Raw genomic sequence first — 18217 nt, forward strand, 5'->3', positions numbered from 1 at the left:
CGTGCAGGGCTTGCGCGGCCTGGCCTGGTTGCTGCTGCTGCAGTCCATCGGCGAACTGCTTTCGCGCGGCCTGTCCTTGCCCTTTCCCGGCCCCGTCATCGGCATGATGCTGCTGCTGGTCGCGCTGCGCTGGCCGGTGGTGCGCGAGCCGGTGGCGGCCTGCGCCGACTTTCTGCTGGCGCACCTGTCGTTGCTGTTCGTGCCGGTGGGTGTCGGTGTCATGACCCACCTGAGCCTGGTGAGCCAGTACGGCGGCCGCATGTTGCTGGTGATTGTCCTGTCGACGCTGATCGGGCTGGCCGTGACGGTGCTGACCCTGCATGTCCTGTGGCGGAAAAATGCCGAAGTTCGTTGATCTCTGGGTCTACCTGTCCGCCACGCCGCTGTTCGGCCTGACGGCCACGCTGGTGGTGTACGTGCTGGCCCAGGCCATCTATGCACGCCTGCAGCAGGCGCCCTGGGCCAACCCGGTACTCTGGACCGTGGTGGTGATTGCGGCGGTGCTGCTGGCCACCGGGGTTTCCTACCCAACCTATTTCGCGGGCGCGCAGTTCATCCACTTCCTGCTGGGCCCGGCCGTGGTCGCGCTGGCCTGGCCACTGTGGCAGCGCCGCGCCGAGTTGCGGCTGCGCTGGGGCCGCCTGCTGCTGGCCGCCCTGGCCGGTGGCATGGCCGCCAGCGGCTCGGCACTGGCGCTGGGCTGGGCCGTCGGGCTGCCCTTGGACGTGGTGCTGTCGCTGGCGCCCAAGTCGGTGACCGCACCGGTGGCCATGGGTATTGCCGAAAAGATTGGCGGCATCCCGGCGCTGGCGGCCGTGTTTGCGGTCATCACCGGCCTGGTCGGTGCGTTGAGCGGCAAATACCTGTTTGATGCCTTCGGGATACCGCTGGATGCCGCCGGCTGGACGGCGCGCGGCTTTGCGCTCGGCACCGCGTCGCACGGCATAGGCGCGGCGCGCGCGCTGCAAGTCAACGCCGATGCCGGGGCTTACGCCGGCCTGGCGCTGGGGCTGCAGGTGGTGCTGGCATCTCTGCTGCTGCCGCTGCTGTTCCGCATTTTTTAGGGATTCACCAGGTATCGATGGCGAGTCCGCCATCCGCAGGCCGAATGGGTGCCGACTGCAGGCCGCACACCAGCCAGTCGCGCGTCTGCGCCGGGTCGATCACCGCATCGATTTCCAGCGTGGTCGCCATGTTGAGCGCACTGCCCTTGTCATATTGCTGCGCCACCAGGGTCTCGTACAAGGCCTCGCGCTGCGGACCTTCGGGCTGTGCCTCCAGCTCCTTGCGGTAGCCGAGTTTCACTGCACCTTCCAGCCCCATGGCACCAAACTCCCCGGTGGGCCACGCGACGTTGAACATCGGCGAATGAAAACTGCCGGCCGTCATGGCCATGGCGCCCAGGCCATAACCCTTGCGCAGCACCACACTGAAAAACGGCACGCGCAGATGCGCCGCGGCAATAAACATCCGGCTCACATGGCGCACCTGCGCCTGCGCTTCGGTCTCTGGGCCGACCATGAAGCCCGGGGTATCCACCAGGCTGATCAGCGGCAGGCCATGCGCGTTGCACAGCTGCATGAACCGCGCAGCCTTGTCGGCCGCATCGGCGTCGATGGCGCCGCCCAGGTGCAGCGGGTTGTTGGCCAGAATGCCCACGGGCCGCCCCTCGATACGCGCCAGCGCGGTGTGTATGCCCTGGCCGAAGCCGGCGCGCAGCGCCAGCACACTGCCCGTGTCGGCGATGCCGTCGATCGCCGCGCGGGTGTCATACACGCGCAAACGGTTCTCGGGCACCACCTCGCGCAGGGCCAGGGCATTCGGCGCAGTAAACGCCTGGACCGCACCCTGAAAAAAAGACAGGTAGTGCCGAGCCGCCGCCACCGCCTGGACTTCGTCGTCCACCAGCACGTCGATCACGCCGTTGCCGTGCTGCACGCCGGCCGGCCCGATCTGTTCCGGTTTGAACACGCCGAGGCCGCCGCCCTCCACCATCGCCGGGCCACCCATGCCGATGTTGCTGTCCCGGGTGGCAATGATCACGTCGCAGCAGCCCAGCAATGCCGCATTGCCGGCAAAACAGCGGCCCGCCGCCACGCCGATCACCGATACCCGGCCATTGAGACGGGCAAAGCTCGCAAAGGTGCCAACATGCAGGCCGGCGACGATGGGCATGTCGGTGTCCCCGGGACGGCCGCCACCGCCTTCGGCAAACAGCACCACCGGCAGCTTGTTCTGCAGCGCGATCCCCAGCATGCGGTCGGTTTTCTGGTGGTTGCGCATGCCCTGCGTGCCGGCCAGCACGGTGGCGTCGTAGGCCATCACCACAGCCCGGCTCGCCTCGGGGCCGAACAGGTCGCCGTTGATGCTGCCGATGCCGGTGACCATGCCGTCGGCCGGGGTGTTCCTGACCAGGTCTTCCTCGCTGCGGCGGCTGCGCTGCGCCGCGACGGCCAGCGCGCCGTACTCCATGAAGGAGTCCTCGTCGCACAGGTCGGTGATGTTCTCGCGCGCGGTGCGCAGGCCCAGGGCGTGGCGCCGGGCCACCGCTTCGGGGCGGCTGGCATCCTGCGTGGGCACATGGCGATCCAGCGTGCGCTGCAGGTCGGCGCGCAAGCCGCTGACCGCGAGGGGTGTTACTTCGGCGGGTGCAGAGACAGGCTGCGCCGCCGTCGCCCCCAGGGGCTCGATGCGCGCGAGCAGCGCGCCCGACTCCACCAGCTCGCCCGCGGCAAAAAACACTTCGCCGAGACGGCCGGCAAAAGTCGCCCGCACTTCGTGCTCCATCTTCATGGCTTCGAGAATCACCAGCAGGTCGCCGGCCTGCACGGCAGCGCCGGGCTCAACCTGCCATTGAACAACCTGAGCCTGAAGGGGGGAGTGAACCGCGGACATCGGCGCATTTTGCGCCCGCCCGGCGCGCCACTGTCGTCAACTCGGTGACAGCATGCGGGTGTTTGAAAAACTCAGGCGACCTGCAGGCCCGGCTTCCCGGTGAGTGCGGCTTTCGAATTGGCCACGGCTCCGAACAGGATCTCGCCCGCGAGCTGGCCGCCTTCTTCAATCACCAGCTTGCCGTAGCGGATCTTGCCGGTGACCTTGCCGGTCGCATAAATCACGAGCTTCTGGCGCACCGTGAGGTTGCCGTCAAACGCGCCATGGATTTCGGCGATGTCGATCTCGGCCGAGCCCTTGAACTCGCCATGCTCGGAAATCTGCATCACGCGCGAGTCCATCGTGGCCTCCACCAGTCCCTCCACCACCAGGGTGTCGCAGTCGGTGATCTCGACGCCCTTGAGCTTGATGTTGGGGCCGACCGTCAGCTTGCTGCCGCCACTCTCACGGGTGGCAGCGGCAGACGGCGCGCTGGTTGCGGCCGCAGCGGCAGCAGGCGCGCTGTTCGAGACATTGGTTGCCGCAGGACCGTTCGCGTAGGGATTGGGGTTGGGGCTGCCATGACGCAGACCGGAAGGTTCGTTGTCGCGTTTGCCGAAGAACGGTGATTGCAGTGCCATCTGGATTTCCTTGAAAAAGAACCGATGGTAAGGAGAGCGTTTTAAAAAGTCTCCACTGCTAATGCAAGATGAGTAACGAAATGACCGGGTGCGCTACGCCCCTGCGTACCGGTTGCCGGGCGTGAGCTTGTAGACTGGTGCCATGCATTACACGGTCAGGATTTTTCACAGCGAGGATGTCTCCGACACCGAACGCGCCAGCGCGGCGCAGCGGTTTCGGACCGCACTCGAGGCCTCGCTGGGCGACGCCGGCCTGGTGGCACCCGTCTACCGCGCCTACCTCCGGCTGCTGCAAATCCATGGAGAGCAGACCCGCCCCTGGGACCTGGCGCCGGCGGAACAGTTGCTGGCCGAGCAATGGGAAGCGGCCGAGCTGGCGGCCACGCAAGCGGCTTTTGGCACCGAACGCTACATGGGTGATGCCCACTTCGAGCTGGATATTCCGGATCGCTGAGCACCGTCCACCCAGGCGGGCACTTTGTACGGATAATTACACCACTTGCTAAAAAAGGGGAGTTCGTGGAGTTTGCTGTCTTGCTCATGGCGGTGATCGTGCTGGGGCTGCTCGGCTGGGGGATGTACCGCGTCATGAAACGCCAGGACTCCGGCCCGCCGGCAACCGGGGGGCGGGCGGAGACGCAGAGCAGCACACTGGACGACAGCACCTACCGGGTCAGCTACGCGCCGCCCGAGTTCGAGTGGAGCGGCACCACCACCGGCGCCCTGCCGGTGAAAATACTGACCTACAAGCAGTACGAGTGTCTGGAAGATGCCCGCTACGGCTTCAGGATCGTCGGCTTGCCGCCCATCGAGCGCAAGCAGCCGCAACCCCACAAAACCCGCGCCCACGGCCTGAAAACCGTCGCCTCCCTGAAAAAACATGGCTTTCTGGAAGATGACGGCGAAGGCGGCTACCTCATCACTGACCGCGGACTCAATGCGCTGGAGGTCTGCAGCGTCCGGTATTGAGCCGCTCCGGCGGACGTCAGGACACAGGTCAGACCGTGGCGTCTTGCGGCGCGCTGCTGACCGCCCAGGAGTACAGGGCAACAAACACCAGCGCATCAAAGACGGCGCCCATGCAGATGTACAGCACCGGCATGAACAGCACCGACAGGTGCTGCATGATGAAAGCCTGCGCCAGCACCTGGTGGGGAATCATGACGGCAAAGAAGCCCAGGATCAACGCGGTGTGGAACAGCTTGATCGTCAGGCTCTGGTTCAGGATGTAATACCCCATCGCCAGCATCACCGGCGTGGCCAGCATGACCACGTAGCCGATGGTCATGAGTTCCTCGCTGTGGCGTGCAATGCTATAGGGAAAAGCGTCCGGCGAGAACCAGAAATAGACCAGCGTGACAAGCTGGATGACGCCGACGATGCGCAGGGGGTACTTGAGCGGCAGCTGCGCGTTTTTCATGCGTACCGACAAAGCCAACCCCAGCAGCGTTACCACCGCCGTCACCAGAAGGACGGTGCGGCTCGGCAGCGGCCTGTCGTCCGGCCCACTCGACAGCAGCATCGCGTATTGCCCCGCATCGTTGAGCTGGTTGGTCAGCGTGAAAGGCATGTCCAGCCCCGTGGACCAGAACAGGATGCAATCGCGCCAGAAATCAAACAGCAGCGGTTTTCCGAAATACACCAGCGCGCACAGGATCAGCGGCAGGACAAGCGCCTGCGCCAGCAACCAGGGCGTGACATTCAGCGGTGTGATGGAGCGGTGCGGGCGCACCAGAACCCGTTGGGCGCGGGCTTCCCGGGCAGCAGAAAAGGAGGCGTTAAAAAGACGCTCCTGCTCACGCGCAGGTTCAGACAGGGATTTGGTTCTGGAGCTCATGGGACGTGATCAAAATTCGTGGAAAACGCCAACATTCACACCGCTGCGGCGGTACAGCGGGTTGGTGTAGCGGTTGGCGCCGACCAGCACGCCGGTGCGCGCATTGAACCAGTGGCGCCAGGTAAGGCTGGCCTCGCGGCTGTCGAAGTTGACCAGTTGCCGGTTGGCGGCAACGGCGAGATACCCTTCGCTGCCCCATCCGTAACGTGCGGTCACCAGGTCCTGCTGGGGGCGTCCCCAGGTCAGCGCCACAAATTGCTGCTGCGTGTCCACCGAACCCGGGTTGCTGCGGTTCAGCCGCACGCCACCCTCCACAATCCAGGGCGCCTCAAAATAGTAGGCTGCCCCCAGCGACAGGCTGCGGTCGGTGTGGCCATCGGGCGCGTTGTAATACCCTGCCCCCACCGTACCCACCAGATTGCGGCCGGGAAGAAATTTTCGGGAAATCGTTCCGTCCACACGGTAACGCGGCAGATAGAAAGCACCGTCGCCGACGCCCAGCGCCACCGATCCAAACCAGTCTTCATTGAAGGTATAGGTATCACCGAGGCTCAGGAACGTACCGTTTTCCCCAAACCGCTTGTGCGCAGACAACTCACCCTGCAAGACATGTTTGTCCACGCCATAGACGCCCTTCAGGGTCACGTCGCGCCAGTTGCCGAAGCCATTGCTGAGGTTTTGCACACCCGTGCTGAGTTCCAGACTGCGCAGCGCTTCGCTGCCCCCCGGCAAAGCCGGAGCCGCCGTGGCATCCATGGGTGCGGGGGCGCCCGCCGGGGCGTCGGTCTGGGCCGTGGCCGGCATCGCAGCGGCCAGCATCACCGGCAGCGCAAGAAAAACAGGTTTAAACATCAAAACTCACTCCAAAAAAATAATCTGACAGGGTGCTCGCAGGGCCGGGCAGCACATCGCCGCGCCCGCCTTCGTTCATTTGCAGTTCGCATCCTTCGCCGCAGGCGTCACACCCCGGCTCACCAGAATCTGGTAGGACGCTTCGTCGCTTACCGCCCAGCGCGACGAGTGGCGCAGCGGCGTGGACTGGCGCAGCCAGCAGGCGGCCGTGGCCTTGTCGTTCTGGCGCATGGCAAGCACCGCAAGCAGCCCCCACGGGTAGTCGGCTTCGCCCTGGATCAGCCACTCCGCGCGGTGGGCCGCCATCCAGTCGCGGTAATGCTGGCGCGCGTTGCCCGGCACCAGCGGGAAATCGAACAGCAGTGGAAAGATCTGCGCCACATGGTCGGGGTAAAACGCCGGCTTCTGGGAGCGTTGCTCCAGCTGGGTGGACACCAGAAACCGCTTGTTGACCGGGTCCCAGAAAGTGTCATGAATGGCGCGTGCCAGCTTGTCGGACGCAGCCCTTTGCTGCGGCTGCTTCAGGTGCACCTTGAGCGACCAGACTTCCAGGTTGTCCATGAACAGGCCATGCAGCACCACCGGCGAGACCATGTAGATGCCGCGCGACGGCTGGTACAGGTTCTCAAGCGCGGCCTTGCTGGCCTGGTGGCTCTTGCTCCAGACCGGGTTGCTGGCCAGCTTGGCCGGCATGGTTTCCAGCAGCTTCATCCAGATCGCCAGCAAGGAGTCGTCAGCGTCGGCCGTCTTGCAGGACACCCATTTTTTATCCGCACCCCGGCAGAACCGGTCAAAGGTGCCGTCCGGCTTTTGCCGCGGCACCAGCCAGTGGGCAAACTTTTCTGCCGGCGCCGAGATGTCCATGCCGTTTTCGTGCGCCAGCAACAAGGCCTGCATCGCGAAATAGGGGTCCGCCGAATCACCACCGTGCAGGACGGTGATGGCGCCGCTGTCGTCCGTGTAGCCCCCCAGCTCCAGAGGTGCTGCCGCACCGGCACATCCCGCCTGGGTCAGCAGCAGGGCGCCCATCGCACAAATCGTCAACAGTTGTTTGAGCTTCATGCCTGTTTCACCATGCCGATCTCGCGCGCCCACACGGTGCCGTGCACGACCACACCGTCTTCCACGATGATGTTGCAGGCTGTGACGGTGGTGGGCGCGTCCGGCAGGCCCACCAGCGCGTTGGCCCCGATCAGGATGTCGCTTTCGGACACCACCGGCCCCCAGGCCCGGGCATTCTTGTAAACGTACACGCGCTTTTCGCAGGTCACGGCGCCCTGCACGCTGGCGCGGTGGCCGATGCTCACTCCTTCGCGCGCCTTGATGTCGCCGATGAGGGTGGTCGCCGCCCCAATGGTCAGAAAACCGGTCACGACCAGCGATCCGCGGTAAATGCTGGCAGGCGGCAGCGCGCAATCCCCCCGGATCAGGAAAAGCAGGGGCGTTTGCTGGACGGCGCCCGGCAGGTCGGCGTAACTGGCCGGCGCCTGCTCGGCGCCGGCAGGCGGCAGCACATCGCTGACGCGCGAGCCAAAACGCAGGGCAGGTGCATGCAGACGCTCAAACCAGGTCTCGTTGCCGAGCTCGATGGCACTGCCCGCGGACACCCGTCTGAGGGCCACACTGCGCGGCCCCATGCGCAGCACGCCGTCGGCATGGGCCCAGTCATCGACGGTGCTGTGTTCACCCAGGTCAATGTCACCGGTGGCATACAGCGCCGGAAAGGCCGATTCGGCGCCAGCCTGCAAGCTTCCCTGCACATAAACCGGCTGTGCACTGCGAATGGGCAAGGGGCTGGTTATGCTGCTGCGCGCGATCAGCCGCTTGTCTGCCTTGCGCCAGTCCAGGTCCGTGCCGGCCGCCGACGCCGGATCGCCGACAAATTCGAAGTTCTCATACCCGGTGGGCTCGCCCAGCCCGAGCCTGGCCGACACATCGGCATGCAGTCGCCGGGCAAAGTGATCAATGTCGGTGGTGTAGTTCGCCGAAATCGGCAAGGATGCAAAGTCGGTGGGACGCAGCCATTCCCGGAATGCCGGCACAAACGGCAGCGTCAGCAGCAGCAGGCAGACCAGCGCGAAGGTGGCATAGGTGGTGTAGTTTTCAGTCATTATTCAGCAGCCTTGGTGCGGTAGCGGATGGTCTTGTCCCAGACCATCTCGCGTTTGAAAATCCTGTCGAGCAGCAGGCTCCAGACAGCGCCAGAAATGGCAAACAGGCTGACCAGAAAGCCCAGCATGTTGAAAGGCAGCAGCCTCAGCCGCCGCCGGTTGCCGTCAATCAGCACCGCGACCACAATTTCAAAAAATGCGGCGAAGTTGCCCAGCGTTCCATAAATCATCAGTGCAAAAATGGGAATCAGTGACGACAGCAGGGAACCCGCATTGAGGAAATACAGTCCCAGCGCCAGGCACCAGCCGAGCAGCATGACCAGCGGGATGACAAACACAAACAGCAGCAACAGGCCGTCAAAACGCTGGCCCGGTGTCAGGTAGGCGCTGGTGGCGAACTTCCACCAATACCGCGTCATGACCTGGTTGTGGCCCTTGGCCCAGCGCGTGACCTGCTTGATGCGCACGCTCCACTCTTCGGGCACTTCTTCATAACATTCCGAGCGGTTGGTGTACACCGTCTTCCAGCCGTTGAGCATGAGCCGGAACGTGATGTCAGTGTCTTCGGCCAGCGTATCGTCGTGCCAGCCACCCACCGCCTCGACTGCCGACAGGCGCACGCCACCGACCGTGCCGCCGTACTGGGGCAGCAGGTTCAGGTTCATGCGCGCCTGCTGATCCACCTGGTAGCCGCCGGATCGCTCCAGGTCCAGCATGCGGGTCAGCAGGTTGGCGCCGCTGTTGACGGGCACCACACGTCCCATCACAGCGCCGATCTCCGGGTCGAAAAACGGCGCCACCAGCTGCTTGAGCAGGCCGCGGCCGGGCACGTAGTCGGCGTCAAAAATAATGGCGATGTCGCCTTCGGCAAAGTGCAGGGCGTCCTTCAGGGCGGCCGACTTGCCGGCCTTGCCGGTGCTGCGGTGAAACGGCGAAATGCGCGAGGGGAAACGCGCCACATAACTGTCGATGATCTCGCCCGTGCCGTCCTTCGACCGGTCATTGACGGGAATGATCTTGAGCCGGTCTGCCGGATAGTCGGTATTGAGAAGCGCCTCGATACAGCCAGCGATGACTTTTTCCTCGTTGTGGGCCGCAATGAAGACGGTGATCATGGGCCAGCGCGCCACGGCAATGTCGATGTAGGGGTGGCGCTGCACACCGGTCAGCCGGTTCATCGTGAACATGAAGTGGCGCACGCCGTAAATCATCATTGCCACCACGATCAGGAAAAGCAGCGAGGCCATGACGGCGGCCACCGGGTAGTCCTTGAACGAGGGAATCAGCGCACCGGTCGCCTGGGCTTGCGCCAGGGCCGGCCCGGCCCCCATGAAGGAAGTGACCGCGAGGGCGAGCGCGACACGGGGCCGGCCCGGCCGCCGGGTGGCGTGAACGAGCCCTTCGGCTGAAAGGCCGCAAGAGGAAAATGAACAAGAGGAAGGCAGCATGGGCGTGACTCCAGTAAGAAGGGGATCGGTCAGGCCAGCGCGGGGATGGCCGCGGGCGCATGCACCAGGCTGCGCTCGAGCACAGCCACGATCTGCGCGGAGGCCGTGCCGTCGCCGAAGGGATTGCCGGCCTGCGCCATCCGTGTGTAGGCCTGGGCATCCTGCGAAAGCCGGGTGACTTCGGCGACGATCGCGCTGCGAGTCGCGCCGATCAGCAGGGCGCAGCCCGCTTCAATCGCCTCGGGCCGTTCGGTCTCGTCGCGCAGCACCAGCACCGGCACGCCAAAGGTCGGGGCTTCTTCCTGCAGGCCGCCGGAATCGGTCAGCACCATCCACGCATCGGCCAGCGCCTGCTGCATGCCGGTGTAGTCCAGCGGCGCCGTCAATGTCACGTTGGCGATGTCGCCCAGCAGTGCGTTGACAGGACCCTGGATCACGGGATTGAGGTGAACCGGAAACAGCACCTTCAGGTCCGGCTGCTGGCGAGCAATGTCCGCAATGGCGCGGCAGATTTCCTCCACGTCGTTACCCCAGTTTTCACGCCGGTGTACGGTCACCAGCAAATGGCCGCGGCCCGCGCTCGTGCGCTTGACGCCGCGGTGGGCGCAGGTCCATTGCTGGGCATCAATCACGGTATTGCCCGTGAGATGAATGAACTCGTCGGCAATGCCTTCGGTCTGCAGGGCCACCATGGCGCGCTGCGTGGGCGCAAAGTGAAACCGCGTCAGGCGGCTGATCATCTGCCGCAGGCCCTCCTCGGGAAACGGCCGGGCCAGGTTGTAGGTGCGCAGACCGGCTTCCACATGGGCCAGCGGTACGCGGTTGTAGAAGGCGGCCAGCGCGCCCTGGAAGGCACTTTCGGTGTCACCCTGCACGATGACAAGCGACCAGTCCTGCGCGGTCATTACCGCGTCGAGCTGCTGCCGGCACCCCATGCTGAAATCCAGCAGGCTGCTGCCGCCGCGCTCCAGCGAGATGTCGGGCGTCACATCGAAACATTCGAAGATCTGGCTCGCCATGTCGCCATGCTGTCCCGTGTGCAGCCATTGCACACGCGCCCAGTCGGTCGCACGCAGCGCGTGGTAAACCGGCGCCAGCTTGATGATTTCAGGGCGCGTGCCCGAGACGATGAGAATGTTTTGCATGGATGTTTTCCTGAAAAAGGAGGAGAACCGACGGCGACCTCGCACACGCAGGTGAAGGTGCAGGGGGCCGAAGGCATGAGTCAAGCCGGAGTGCGCGGGCGGTTCACCGCCCCGGGTCAGGCCAGTTGAATGTGAGCGCCGTGGCCCGTCATGGCGGCGGGAGTCAACAAGTCAACAATCACGACCAGGTCGCCGCCGAAACGCCCCACGCCGAGTTCGCGCATGAGTTGCTGCTCCTGCGCGGCCGAGTCCATGCGCAAAAAGCACAGGGCTTGTCGCTTGCCGGCCTGACTGGCGGCGAGGATGTCCAGCCGGGCGACGGAGCCATAACGCGAACACAGCGAGTGAAGTGCCGGTCGCAGTGCGCTGATGTCAGGGAAGTTCTTTAGCTGATCGAATTCGTTGTGCATAGGTATTGGAGTCCTGAGTTCTTTTTCCCTCTGGAATGGGTGTTAACTTAAGTTCTCAGTCAATATAAAAAACCCGAAGCGCCGGGCACCTGAGGGAATGCCGTCCCTGGCTGTAGGACGCTGCGCCGGTCCTTCTGTGCGCTGGCGCACACAGGCACAGCCAAACACCCCCGCTTTTGCCACCCGGCAGCGGGCCACCGAGGCGGCCAGCGCACGCTGGCTGCACCGTCCTACAACCCCGCGCGCCGACGGACGGCTTTTTTTTTAATTTCCCGGCGCCTCATGGAAGAAGCCGCTTCATTCCGCCGCCCGGCAAGCAGTTCAACTCCTCACAGGACAACCACCATGGCACTCATCACCTACCTCGCCGAAGACAACAAGATCATTCGGGACAACCTGATTGACACCCTGGAGGAGATCGCCCATGTGAAGGTCGTGGCGCACGCGGTCACCCAGGCCGAAGCCAGCCACTGGCTGACGCTGCATGACGGCACCTGGCACCTGGCCATCGTGGATCTTTTCCTCAAGGAAGGCAGCGGGCTGGGCGTGCTGGCGGGGTGCCGCAACCGCGAGCCCTACCAGAAGGTGGTGGTGCTGACCAACTACGCCACACCTGAAATCCGCCGGCGTGCGGCCGAACTTGGCGCCGACGCGGTGTTTGACAAGACCACCGAGCTTGACGCGCTGTTGGCTTACTGCGCCGAACAAACGGCCCAGGCCCACACGGAGGATGTGCAGGAGGCGCAGCGTGAAGCCGTCGCGCAGCACGATCAGGCCACGCCCACCTGAGGAAACCTGCGTTCGCTCCGCCCAACAGGCCGCCTGTCGGTTTGTGCGCTAGCGTACATACAAAGCATCCGGAACGGCCTAATATGGCAGACTGACTCGAAACCTCTGCCAGAGGCGCCCCTCGAAGCCAGATACCGCTTCGGAGCTTTGTTGATGGCCGTTTCCCCCGATCCCCGAAAAAACGAGTTGCTTGCAGCCTTGCCTGACGCCGAGTTTCAGCGCTGGTTGCCGCAACTCGAGTGGGTCGACATGCCGCTGGGCCAGGTGGTTTATGAATCGGGCAGCACCCTGAGCCATGTGTACTTCCCGACCACCTCCATCGTCTCCCTGCTGTATGTGATGGAAAACGGCGCCTCGGCCGAAATCGCCGTGGTCGGCCACGAAGGCGTGGTCGGCATTTCGCTGTTCATGGGCGGCGAATCGACGCCCAGCCGGGGCGTGGTGCAAAGCGCCGGCCAGGGCTTCCGGCTCCCGGCGCACGTCATCAAGGAAGAATTCAAGCGTGCGCCCGTGTTGCACCTGCTGCTGCGCTATACCCAGGCGCTGATCACGCAGATGGCGCAAACGGCGGTGTGCAACCGCCACCACTCGCTGGACCAGCAGCTGTGCCGTTGGCTGCTGCTGAGCCTGGACCGGCTGCAGGGCAATGAGCTGGTGATGACGCAGGAGCTGATTGCCAACATGCTCGGCGTGCGCCGCGAAGGCGTAACCGAGAGTGCACTCAAGCTGCAAAACCTCGGCCTGATCCGTTATTCGCGCGGCCGCATCACGGTGCTGGACCGGCCCGGCCTGGAAAACCGCACCTGCGAGTGTTATGCCGTGGTCAAGAAGGAATACGACCGTCTGCTCCCCGACAAGCTGGCGATCTGACCCCTGTCCCGTCGGCTCGCATTGCCCCTGATTCAAAGACAGATAGATTATCTAGCGCATACTGGGCCACCGACTGGAACTGGATCTGACAGTGGCGCGGCCTTGTAATTGCCCCCGTGACGGGGCCGCAACCCACCGGAGAGCCGCTTGCCCGCAGTCGAAAACCACCTCATTGAACGCCTTCCCCGTCAGGACCGCATCCGCCTGCTGGCTGCTTGCGAACCCGTCGAACTGGCGCTGTCCGAAGTCCTGTGCGAGCCCGACCAGCCGGTGCGCCACGTGTACTTTCCCGTCCAGGGCTTTATCTCGCTGGTCACGCCGGTCGACGGCAGTCCGGGCGTGGAGGTGGGCATGATAGGCCGCGAAGGCATGCTGGGTGCGCAGCTGGCGCTGGGTGTCGCCACAGCGCCCTGGCGCGCGCTGGTGCAGGGCGCCGGTGGCGCCTGGCGCATCCGCACGGCCGCGTTCAAGCGCGAGCTGGCGCGCAGCCCGGCGCTGCAGCGCGGCCTCAACCGCTACCTGTACGTGCTGATGGCGCAGCACGCCGCGTCTGCCGGTTGCCTGCGTTTTCACCTGACCGGCCAGCGCCTGGCGCGCTGGCTGCTGATGAGCCAGGACCGCGCCCACTCCGACAGCTTTCAAGTCACGCACGAGTTCCTCGCCTACATGCTGGGCATGCGCCGCGTCGGCATCACGGCCGCCGCCAGCGCCCTGCAAAAGGAAGGCCTGATCGAGTACCACCGCGGCAAACTCACCGTGCTGGACCGCCAAGGGCTGGAAGCCGCGACCTGCTGTTGTTACGCCGCCGACCGCCGGACCTACGCCGACTTGCTCGGCTAGCCGCCCGCTATTCGCTTGCCCGTTCGCCCTGAGCCGGTCGAAGGGGCGAACGGTTGCAACCGGCGCGTCCGTACGGTAGCGCACCGACGATAGCAAAAGAATCATTTACAACAAGCAGTATCGGACCACAAACTACTTGTAGCTGCAGCCTCACATGCAATCACGGCAACCGCCCCTTGGCACACAGGGCACATGACATCGAGAGGCTAAAAAATTGACCTCGTCCTCCTTTCCTCCGCGTACGCCAAGGCAGACCGCTGGCATGCAGCCCGACATGGACTCCCCACCACCAGCCCAGGTGTCGGGCCAGAACGGGCTCGGAATCCCCCCTGAGGCAGCCGCCCCCCATGCACCGTATGACGCGCACCTGGCCATTGAGGTCGAGGACTGGGATGTCCTGTTCGAGGCGGTAAAAACCACGCTGCGGCGCATTGTGGGTGAGCGGCTGGGAGACATGCCCGAGGTGCCCCCCCATTCGGCTGCGCTGTCGGCCAGCCTGGTGCAGGCCGTCGTGCTTGATTGCGTCAGCTCGCTGGACCGTCTGCACGCCGCGCTGCAACAGGAACGCAGCCAGCGTCCGACACCCTGACGGGCACTTTGCGAAGCCCGGGCCGACACTGCGTCTGTTAGCGTGGTCAGCATGCCGGTCACACGCCCCCTTCCCCCGCCCCAGAACCTGCCCCCCCGCCCCGCGCCGGACGCCGCCCCGGACGCCGTCCCGCCGATGCGGGCCACCGGTGCGGGCGCGTGGATGCTGGCGCTGCCGTCGCACCAGCTGACATGGACGGCGCACCTGGCTGCCATGCTGGAAATGACATCGGAGCAGGCACCGTCATGGGCCAACGCCCTGGATATGTATGCGCCCGAGTCGCGCGCCTGCATGACCGCGGCCCTGGAGCGCTGCCTCGCAGACGGCACGGCGTTTGACGAAGAGGTGCAGGTCATCACCGCGCGCGGCCAGCGGCTGTGGATGCGTTCGCTGGGCGAGGCCCTGCGCGATGCATCGGGCGCCATCGTGCAATTGATCGGCGTTCTGAAAGACCTCACGACCCGAAAACGTGCCGAGCAGGAAAGCGAAAGCCTGACCATGCGGCTGGCGACCACGCTGGCGAGCATCACCGACGCTTTCGCCACGCTGGACCGCGAGGGCCGGCTGACTTACGTCAACCGCGAGAGCGAACGCCTGCTGCGTGCTCCGGTCAGGGCGCTGCTGGGTCGCACGCTCTGGGACGTGCTGGACGGCAACGGCACAGGCCCGGTGCGCCAGGAGATCCTGGCCATGCTTGGCGGCGGCGCCAGCCGCGAGTTCGAGGTTTTCTGTGCCATTCCCGAACGCTGGCTGGAGCTGCGCGCCTACCCTTTTGAAGAGGGCGTGGCCATGTACCTGCGCGATGTCAGCGACAAGCGCCAGTCGCAGGAGCAGTTGCTGCTGCTGCAAACCTGCATATCGCACCTGAACGACGTCGTGATGATCACCGAAGCCGGCCCGGTGGACGCGCCCGGCCCGCGCATCGTGTTTGTGAACGATGCCTTCGAGCGGCAGACCGGCTACAGCCCCAACGAAGTGCTGGGACAGACGCCGCGCATTCTGCAGGGGCAGCGCACGCAGCGCGTCGAGCTGGACCGCATCCGGCAGGCGCTGCAGCGGGCCCAGCCGGTGCGCGCGGAACTCATCAACTACAAAAAAAACGGCGAGCAGTTCTGGCTGGAACTCGACATCGTGCCGGTGGACTATTTCAGCCGGGGGCTGACGCACTGGGTGGCGGTGGCTCGCGACATCACCCAGCGCAAGGCCGCCGAGGAAGAAATCGAGCACCTGGCGTTTTACGACACGCTGACCCAGCTGCCCAACCGCCAGCTGCTGATGGAAAGCCTGCGCACTGCACTGACCCACACGGACAACCCCGACAAAACCGGCGCGCTGATGTTCATTGACCTTGACAACTTCAAGATGCTCAACGACACCCGGGGCCATGCCACCGGCGACCTGCTGCTGCAAAAGGTGGCGGCGCGACTGAACAGCTGCGTGCGGCTGCGCGACACCGTGGCCCGCCTGGGCGGCGATGAATTTGTGGTCCTGCTCGAAGACCTGGGTGACGACCCGACGCTGGCCCGCCAGAAGGCAAAAGTCGTGGCATACAAAATTCTGGCCACCCTGTGCGAGCCCTGCGACCTGTCCGGCCACGACTATGACGGGACCTGCAGCATCGGCATCACCCTGATCACGCAGCACGAAAAAAACGTGGGCGACCTGCTCAAGCAGGCCGACCTGGCGATGTACCAGGCCAAGGGCGCGGGGCGCAACACCATCTGTTTTTTCGACCCCGGCATGCAGGCGGTGGCGACGGCCAACGCGGCGCTGACCTACGAGCTGCGCCAGGGCCTGCGCAACGAGGAATTCGTGCTGCACTACCAGCCGCAGGTCGGTCCCAAGGGTTTCATGGTGGGCGTCGAGGCCCTGGTCCGCTGGCAGCACCCGCAGCGCGGCCTGGTGTTTCCCGATGGTTTCATTCCCCAGGCCGAGGAAAGCGGGCTGATCCTGCCGCTGGGCAAGTGGGTACTGGAAACCGCCTGCGCCCAGCTGGCGCGCTGGGCCGCCTGTCCGGAAACCGACAGCTTCAGCATCGCGGTCAACGTCAGCGTGCGCCAGTTTCGCCACCCCGAGTTTGTCGAGCAGGTCATGGCGGCCATCGCCAGCGCCGGCATCAGCGCGCACCGGCTCAAGCTGGAGCTGACCGAAAGCCTGCTGGCCAACGACATGGACGTGACGATTGCCAAGATGGGCATCCTCAAGGACGCCGGCGTGACGCTGTCCATCGACGACTTCGGCATCGGCTACTCGGCGCTGTCTTACCTGAAACACCTGCCGCTGGATCAGCTCAAGATCGACCGCGCGTTTGTGAAGGACGTGCTGACCGACCCCAACGACGCGGCGATCGCGCGCACCATCATCGGCCTGGCGCAAAGCCTGGGGCTGGGCGTGATGGCCGAGGGAGTGGAGACCGAAGCCCAGCGCGACTTCCTGGCCCGCCACGGCTGCCACTGCTTCCAGGGCTACCTGTTCTGCAAGCCGCTGCCGATCGACGAACTCGAAGTGTTCATGCAGGGCATGGCCAAGTCGCCGGTGGGCACGAAGGGCGGCTGAGCCCCGCTGCGCAGCGCCATCAAACCGCTACTGAATTCATAGCTACTGGCGCAGCAGCCACAGGGGCTGGAGGCACTTTTTTCTTGCGCCTGCCGATAACGGCATTTTTCTCGACCAGCTAACCAACCTCGCTGCCGGGTTTGGGCACGACCAGCAACTCGCACAGATCAGTGAAGTAACTTTGCGCGCCCTGCTCTTCGTTGAAGTGACAGGCCGGGCCACCGGGGCCCCATTTGGCGCTAAAGGGAACGGTCATGGTTTTCTCAGTAGCCGTGCAGGGCGCAGTCAAGGGCCGACCAGATGCGTGGGGCTTCGCTGCGCAAGCTGGTGACCTCGCCCCGCAGATCAGCGGATGGAAACGCGAGCAAGCCCAAGGTGTCCAGAAACAGCGCCACGCCTTCGACCTGGACCACGGGGGCCAGGCGTTCGGTGGGCGACTCCACCCAAACGTGCGTCAGGGGAATGGTCAAGCGGTTGCGCACGCCGCGCACGAGGTCACTTTGAATATCGACCACATAGGGCGACTGATCTCGCCACTCTTCCACGGGATGAGGGTAAACGTCGAATTGCGCCATCAGCCGGGCTCCGCGCCCGGGGCTTTGAAGGCCGCCTGCTTTTTGCGCCATTCGTAAATGCGCCAGCCCATGCTGCCTTCCCGCTCGATGCGGCGGTTGTAGGCAGCAATCGTGTCCTTGTTCTCGGCCTCCCACTGCACGGCCAATCGCTCGATTTCCTCGGGGCTACGCTCCTGCGCCGCCTTGCGCGCCGCCAGACGCTCAGGCGTGAGCCAGCCGTCGCCAACGCGGTAGCTGCCGGCTTCTTCCTGCACGCCGGCAGGTGCAGAGGCGTCCGTGGGGTCCTGCACGGCAGGCACAGCCTTCATGGGCACCAGTTCCACCCGGCCGTCGGGGTAAAACACCACGTCAAACAACCGGCCCGCGTATTTTTTACCCAGCGAGATCTGGCCGCTGGCGCCGACTTCCTTGAGCATGGCGCATCCCTTTAAACGTTCATGCCATCATGCCGCATGAAATTTGGGGCGTCAAATTCTGCCCAGACTGAAGCGCTTATGTGCATGGCAAGGTCAATTCAAGTCCTTATTGTTTCCAATATGGCAATATTAAATTTTATTGAATGCTATTTTTCTTTGTTATCGGCAACAGTAAAGTTCATACATCGATGAGCCGCAACCAATAAACGACTCACCGAGGCTGGACAGACGGGGATCAAAAAGCCCGCCATGCCCGGAAATGTT

Annotated in this window: 20 protein-coding genes and 1 pseudogene; 9 read left to right on the forward strand and 12 right to left on the reverse strand. The window is 64.4% G+C overall.

All coding sequences use genetic code 11. From position 1 onward, the window contains the following. Window position 1: 1 nt before the first annotated feature. The gene (locus B7X65_RS20380; protein WP_293596105.1) at window positions 2–355 is read left to right on the forward strand and encodes a CidA/LrgA family protein; all 354 of its coding nucleotides are present in this window, start codon (window positions 2–4) and stop codon (window positions 353–355) included. Next, entirely contained in the window at window positions 339–1064 is a 726-nt protein-coding gene (locus B7X65_RS20385; protein WP_293596106.1) for an LrgB family protein, read from the forward strand. Before B7X65_RS20380 ends, B7X65_RS20385 begins: the two co-directional genes overlap by 17 nt. Window positions 1065–1068: 4 nt before the next feature. Here B7X65_RS20385 and B7X65_RS20390 read toward each other — a convergent pair. Both B7X65_RS20390 and B7X65_RS20395 read right to left on the reverse strand, forming a co-directional pair. Beyond that, a pseudogene (locus tag B7X65_RS20390) lies at window positions 1069–2895 on the reverse strand (carboxyl transferase domain-containing protein); the annotation flags it as partial. Between the two features lie 71 nt (window positions 2896–2966). Further along, window positions 2967–3515 carry a polymer-forming cytoskeletal protein gene (locus B7X65_RS20395; protein WP_293596107.1) on the reverse strand — a complete coding sequence of 183 codons (549 nt, stop codon included), beginning with the start codon at window positions 3513–3515 and terminating at the stop codon, window positions 2967–2969. A gap of 142 nt (window positions 3516–3657) precedes the next feature. Between B7X65_RS20395 and B7X65_RS20400 the strand changes: the two genes are divergently transcribed. After that, complete coding sequence (locus tag B7X65_RS20400) at window positions 3658–3969, forward strand: hypothetical protein (RefSeq protein ID WP_293596108.1); 312 nt, start codon at window positions 3658–3660, stop codon at window positions 3967–3969. Window positions 3970–4034: 65 nt separating this feature from the next. After that, window positions 4035–4484 carry a hypothetical protein gene (locus B7X65_RS20405; protein ID WP_293596109.1) on the forward strand — a complete coding sequence of 150 codons (450 nt, stop codon included), beginning with the start codon at window positions 4035–4037 and terminating at the stop codon, window positions 4482–4484. Between the two features lie 28 nt (window positions 4485–4512). Here the strand turns inward: B7X65_RS20405 and B7X65_RS20410 are convergent, their stop codons facing one another. The 7 genes from B7X65_RS20410 to B7X65_RS20440 all read right to left on the reverse strand — a co-directional run bounded on the left by B7X65_RS20410 (window position 4513) and on the right by B7X65_RS20440 (window position 11318). Further along, window positions 4513–5352 carry a hypothetical protein gene (locus B7X65_RS20410; RefSeq protein ID WP_293596110.1) on the reverse strand — a complete coding sequence of 280 codons (840 nt, stop codon included), beginning with the start codon at window positions 5350–5352 and terminating at the stop codon, window positions 4513–4515. A gap of 9 nt (window positions 5353–5361) precedes the next feature. Continuing rightward, on the reverse strand, window positions 5362–6204 hold the full coding sequence (locus B7X65_RS20415) for a YaiO family outer membrane beta-barrel protein (RefSeq protein WP_293596111.1): 843 nt from the start codon (window positions 6202–6204) through the stop codon (window positions 5362–5364). A 75-nt stretch (window positions 6205–6279) separates the two neighbouring features. After that, entirely contained in the window at window positions 6280–7266 is a 987-nt protein-coding gene (locus tag B7X65_RS20420; RefSeq protein WP_293596112.1) for a hypothetical protein, read from the reverse strand. Beyond that, complete coding sequence (locus B7X65_RS20425) at window positions 7263–8315, reverse strand: polymer-forming cytoskeletal protein (RefSeq protein ID WP_293596113.1); 1053 nt, start codon at window positions 8313–8315, stop codon at window positions 7263–7265. Before B7X65_RS20425 ends, B7X65_RS20420 begins: the two co-directional genes overlap by 4 nt. After that, entirely contained in the window at window positions 8315–9763 is a 1449-nt protein-coding gene (locus B7X65_RS20430) for a glycosyltransferase family 2 protein (protein WP_293596114.1), read from the reverse strand. Before B7X65_RS20430 ends, B7X65_RS20425 begins: the two co-directional genes overlap by 1 nt. Window positions 9764–9792: 29 nt before the next feature. Beyond that, a complete protein-coding gene (gene wecB, locus B7X65_RS20435) occupies window positions 9793–10908 on the reverse strand; it encodes a non-hydrolyzing UDP-N-acetylglucosamine 2-epimerase (RefSeq protein WP_293596115.1) in 1116 nt (371 codons plus the stop codon). A gap of 116 nt (window positions 10909–11024) precedes the next feature. Beyond that, entirely contained in the window at window positions 11025–11318 is a 294-nt protein-coding gene (locus B7X65_RS20440) for a hypothetical protein (protein WP_293596116.1), read from the reverse strand. A 345-nt stretch (window positions 11319–11663) separates the two neighbouring features. Here B7X65_RS20440 and B7X65_RS20445 point away from each other — a divergent pair, with 345 nt between their 5' ends. The 5 genes from B7X65_RS20445 to B7X65_RS20465 all read left to right on the forward strand — a co-directional run bounded on the left by B7X65_RS20445 (window position 11664) and on the right by B7X65_RS20465 (window position 16962). Further along, the gene (locus B7X65_RS20445) at window positions 11664–12107 is read left to right on the forward strand and encodes a response regulator (protein ID WP_293596117.1); all 444 of its coding nucleotides are present in this window, start codon (window positions 11664–11666) and stop codon (window positions 12105–12107) included. A gap of 153 nt (window positions 12108–12260) precedes the next feature. Then, window positions 12261–12977, forward strand: coding sequence for a Crp/Fnr family transcriptional regulator (locus B7X65_RS20450; protein WP_293596118.1), 717 nt, complete (start codon window positions 12261–12263; stop codon window positions 12975–12977). A 147-nt stretch (window positions 12978–13124) separates the two neighbouring features. After that, window positions 13125–13817: a Crp/Fnr family transcriptional regulator gene (locus B7X65_RS20455; RefSeq protein WP_293596119.1), complete on the forward strand. Its 693-nt coding sequence runs from the start codon at window positions 13125–13127 to the stop codon at window positions 13815–13817. A 274-nt stretch (window positions 13818–14091) separates the two neighbouring features. Further along, a complete protein-coding gene (locus tag B7X65_RS20460) occupies window positions 14092–14406 on the forward strand; it encodes a hypothetical protein (RefSeq protein WP_293596120.1) in 315 nt (104 codons plus the stop codon). Window positions 14407–14457: 51 nt separating this feature from the next. Continuing rightward, on the forward strand, window positions 14458–16962 hold the full coding sequence (locus B7X65_RS20465) for an EAL domain-containing protein (RefSeq protein ID WP_293596121.1): 2505 nt from the start codon (window positions 14458–14460) through the stop codon (window positions 16960–16962). A gap of 118 nt (window positions 16963–17080) precedes the next feature. On the opposite strand, the gene B7X65_RS20470 is transcribed toward B7X65_RS20465, so the two are convergent. Genes B7X65_RS20470 through B7X65_RS20480 form a run of 3 tightly spaced genes read right to left on the reverse strand, consistent with a single transcriptional unit; the run spans window position 17081 to window position 17953 of the window. Continuing rightward, on the reverse strand, window positions 17081–17218 hold the full coding sequence (locus tag B7X65_RS20470; RefSeq protein ID WP_293596122.1) for a hypothetical protein: 138 nt from the start codon (window positions 17216–17218) through the stop codon (window positions 17081–17083). Window positions 17219–17225: 7 nt separating this feature from the next. Beyond that, the gene (locus B7X65_RS20475) at window positions 17226–17537 is read right to left on the reverse strand and encodes a CcdB family protein (RefSeq protein WP_293596123.1); all 312 of its coding nucleotides are present in this window, start codon (window positions 17535–17537) and stop codon (window positions 17226–17228) included. Beyond that, a complete protein-coding gene (locus tag B7X65_RS20480; RefSeq protein WP_293596124.1) occupies window positions 17537–17953 on the reverse strand; it encodes a hypothetical protein in 417 nt (138 codons plus the stop codon). Before B7X65_RS20480 ends, B7X65_RS20475 begins: the two co-directional genes overlap by 1 nt. Window positions 17954–18217 lie beyond the last annotated feature (264 nt).

Origin of the sequence: Polaromonas sp. 39-63-25 (assembly GCF_002278925.1) — a bacterium.
Classification (GTDB): Bacteria; Pseudomonadota; Gammaproteobacteria; order Burkholderiales; family Burkholderiaceae_C; genus Polaromonas.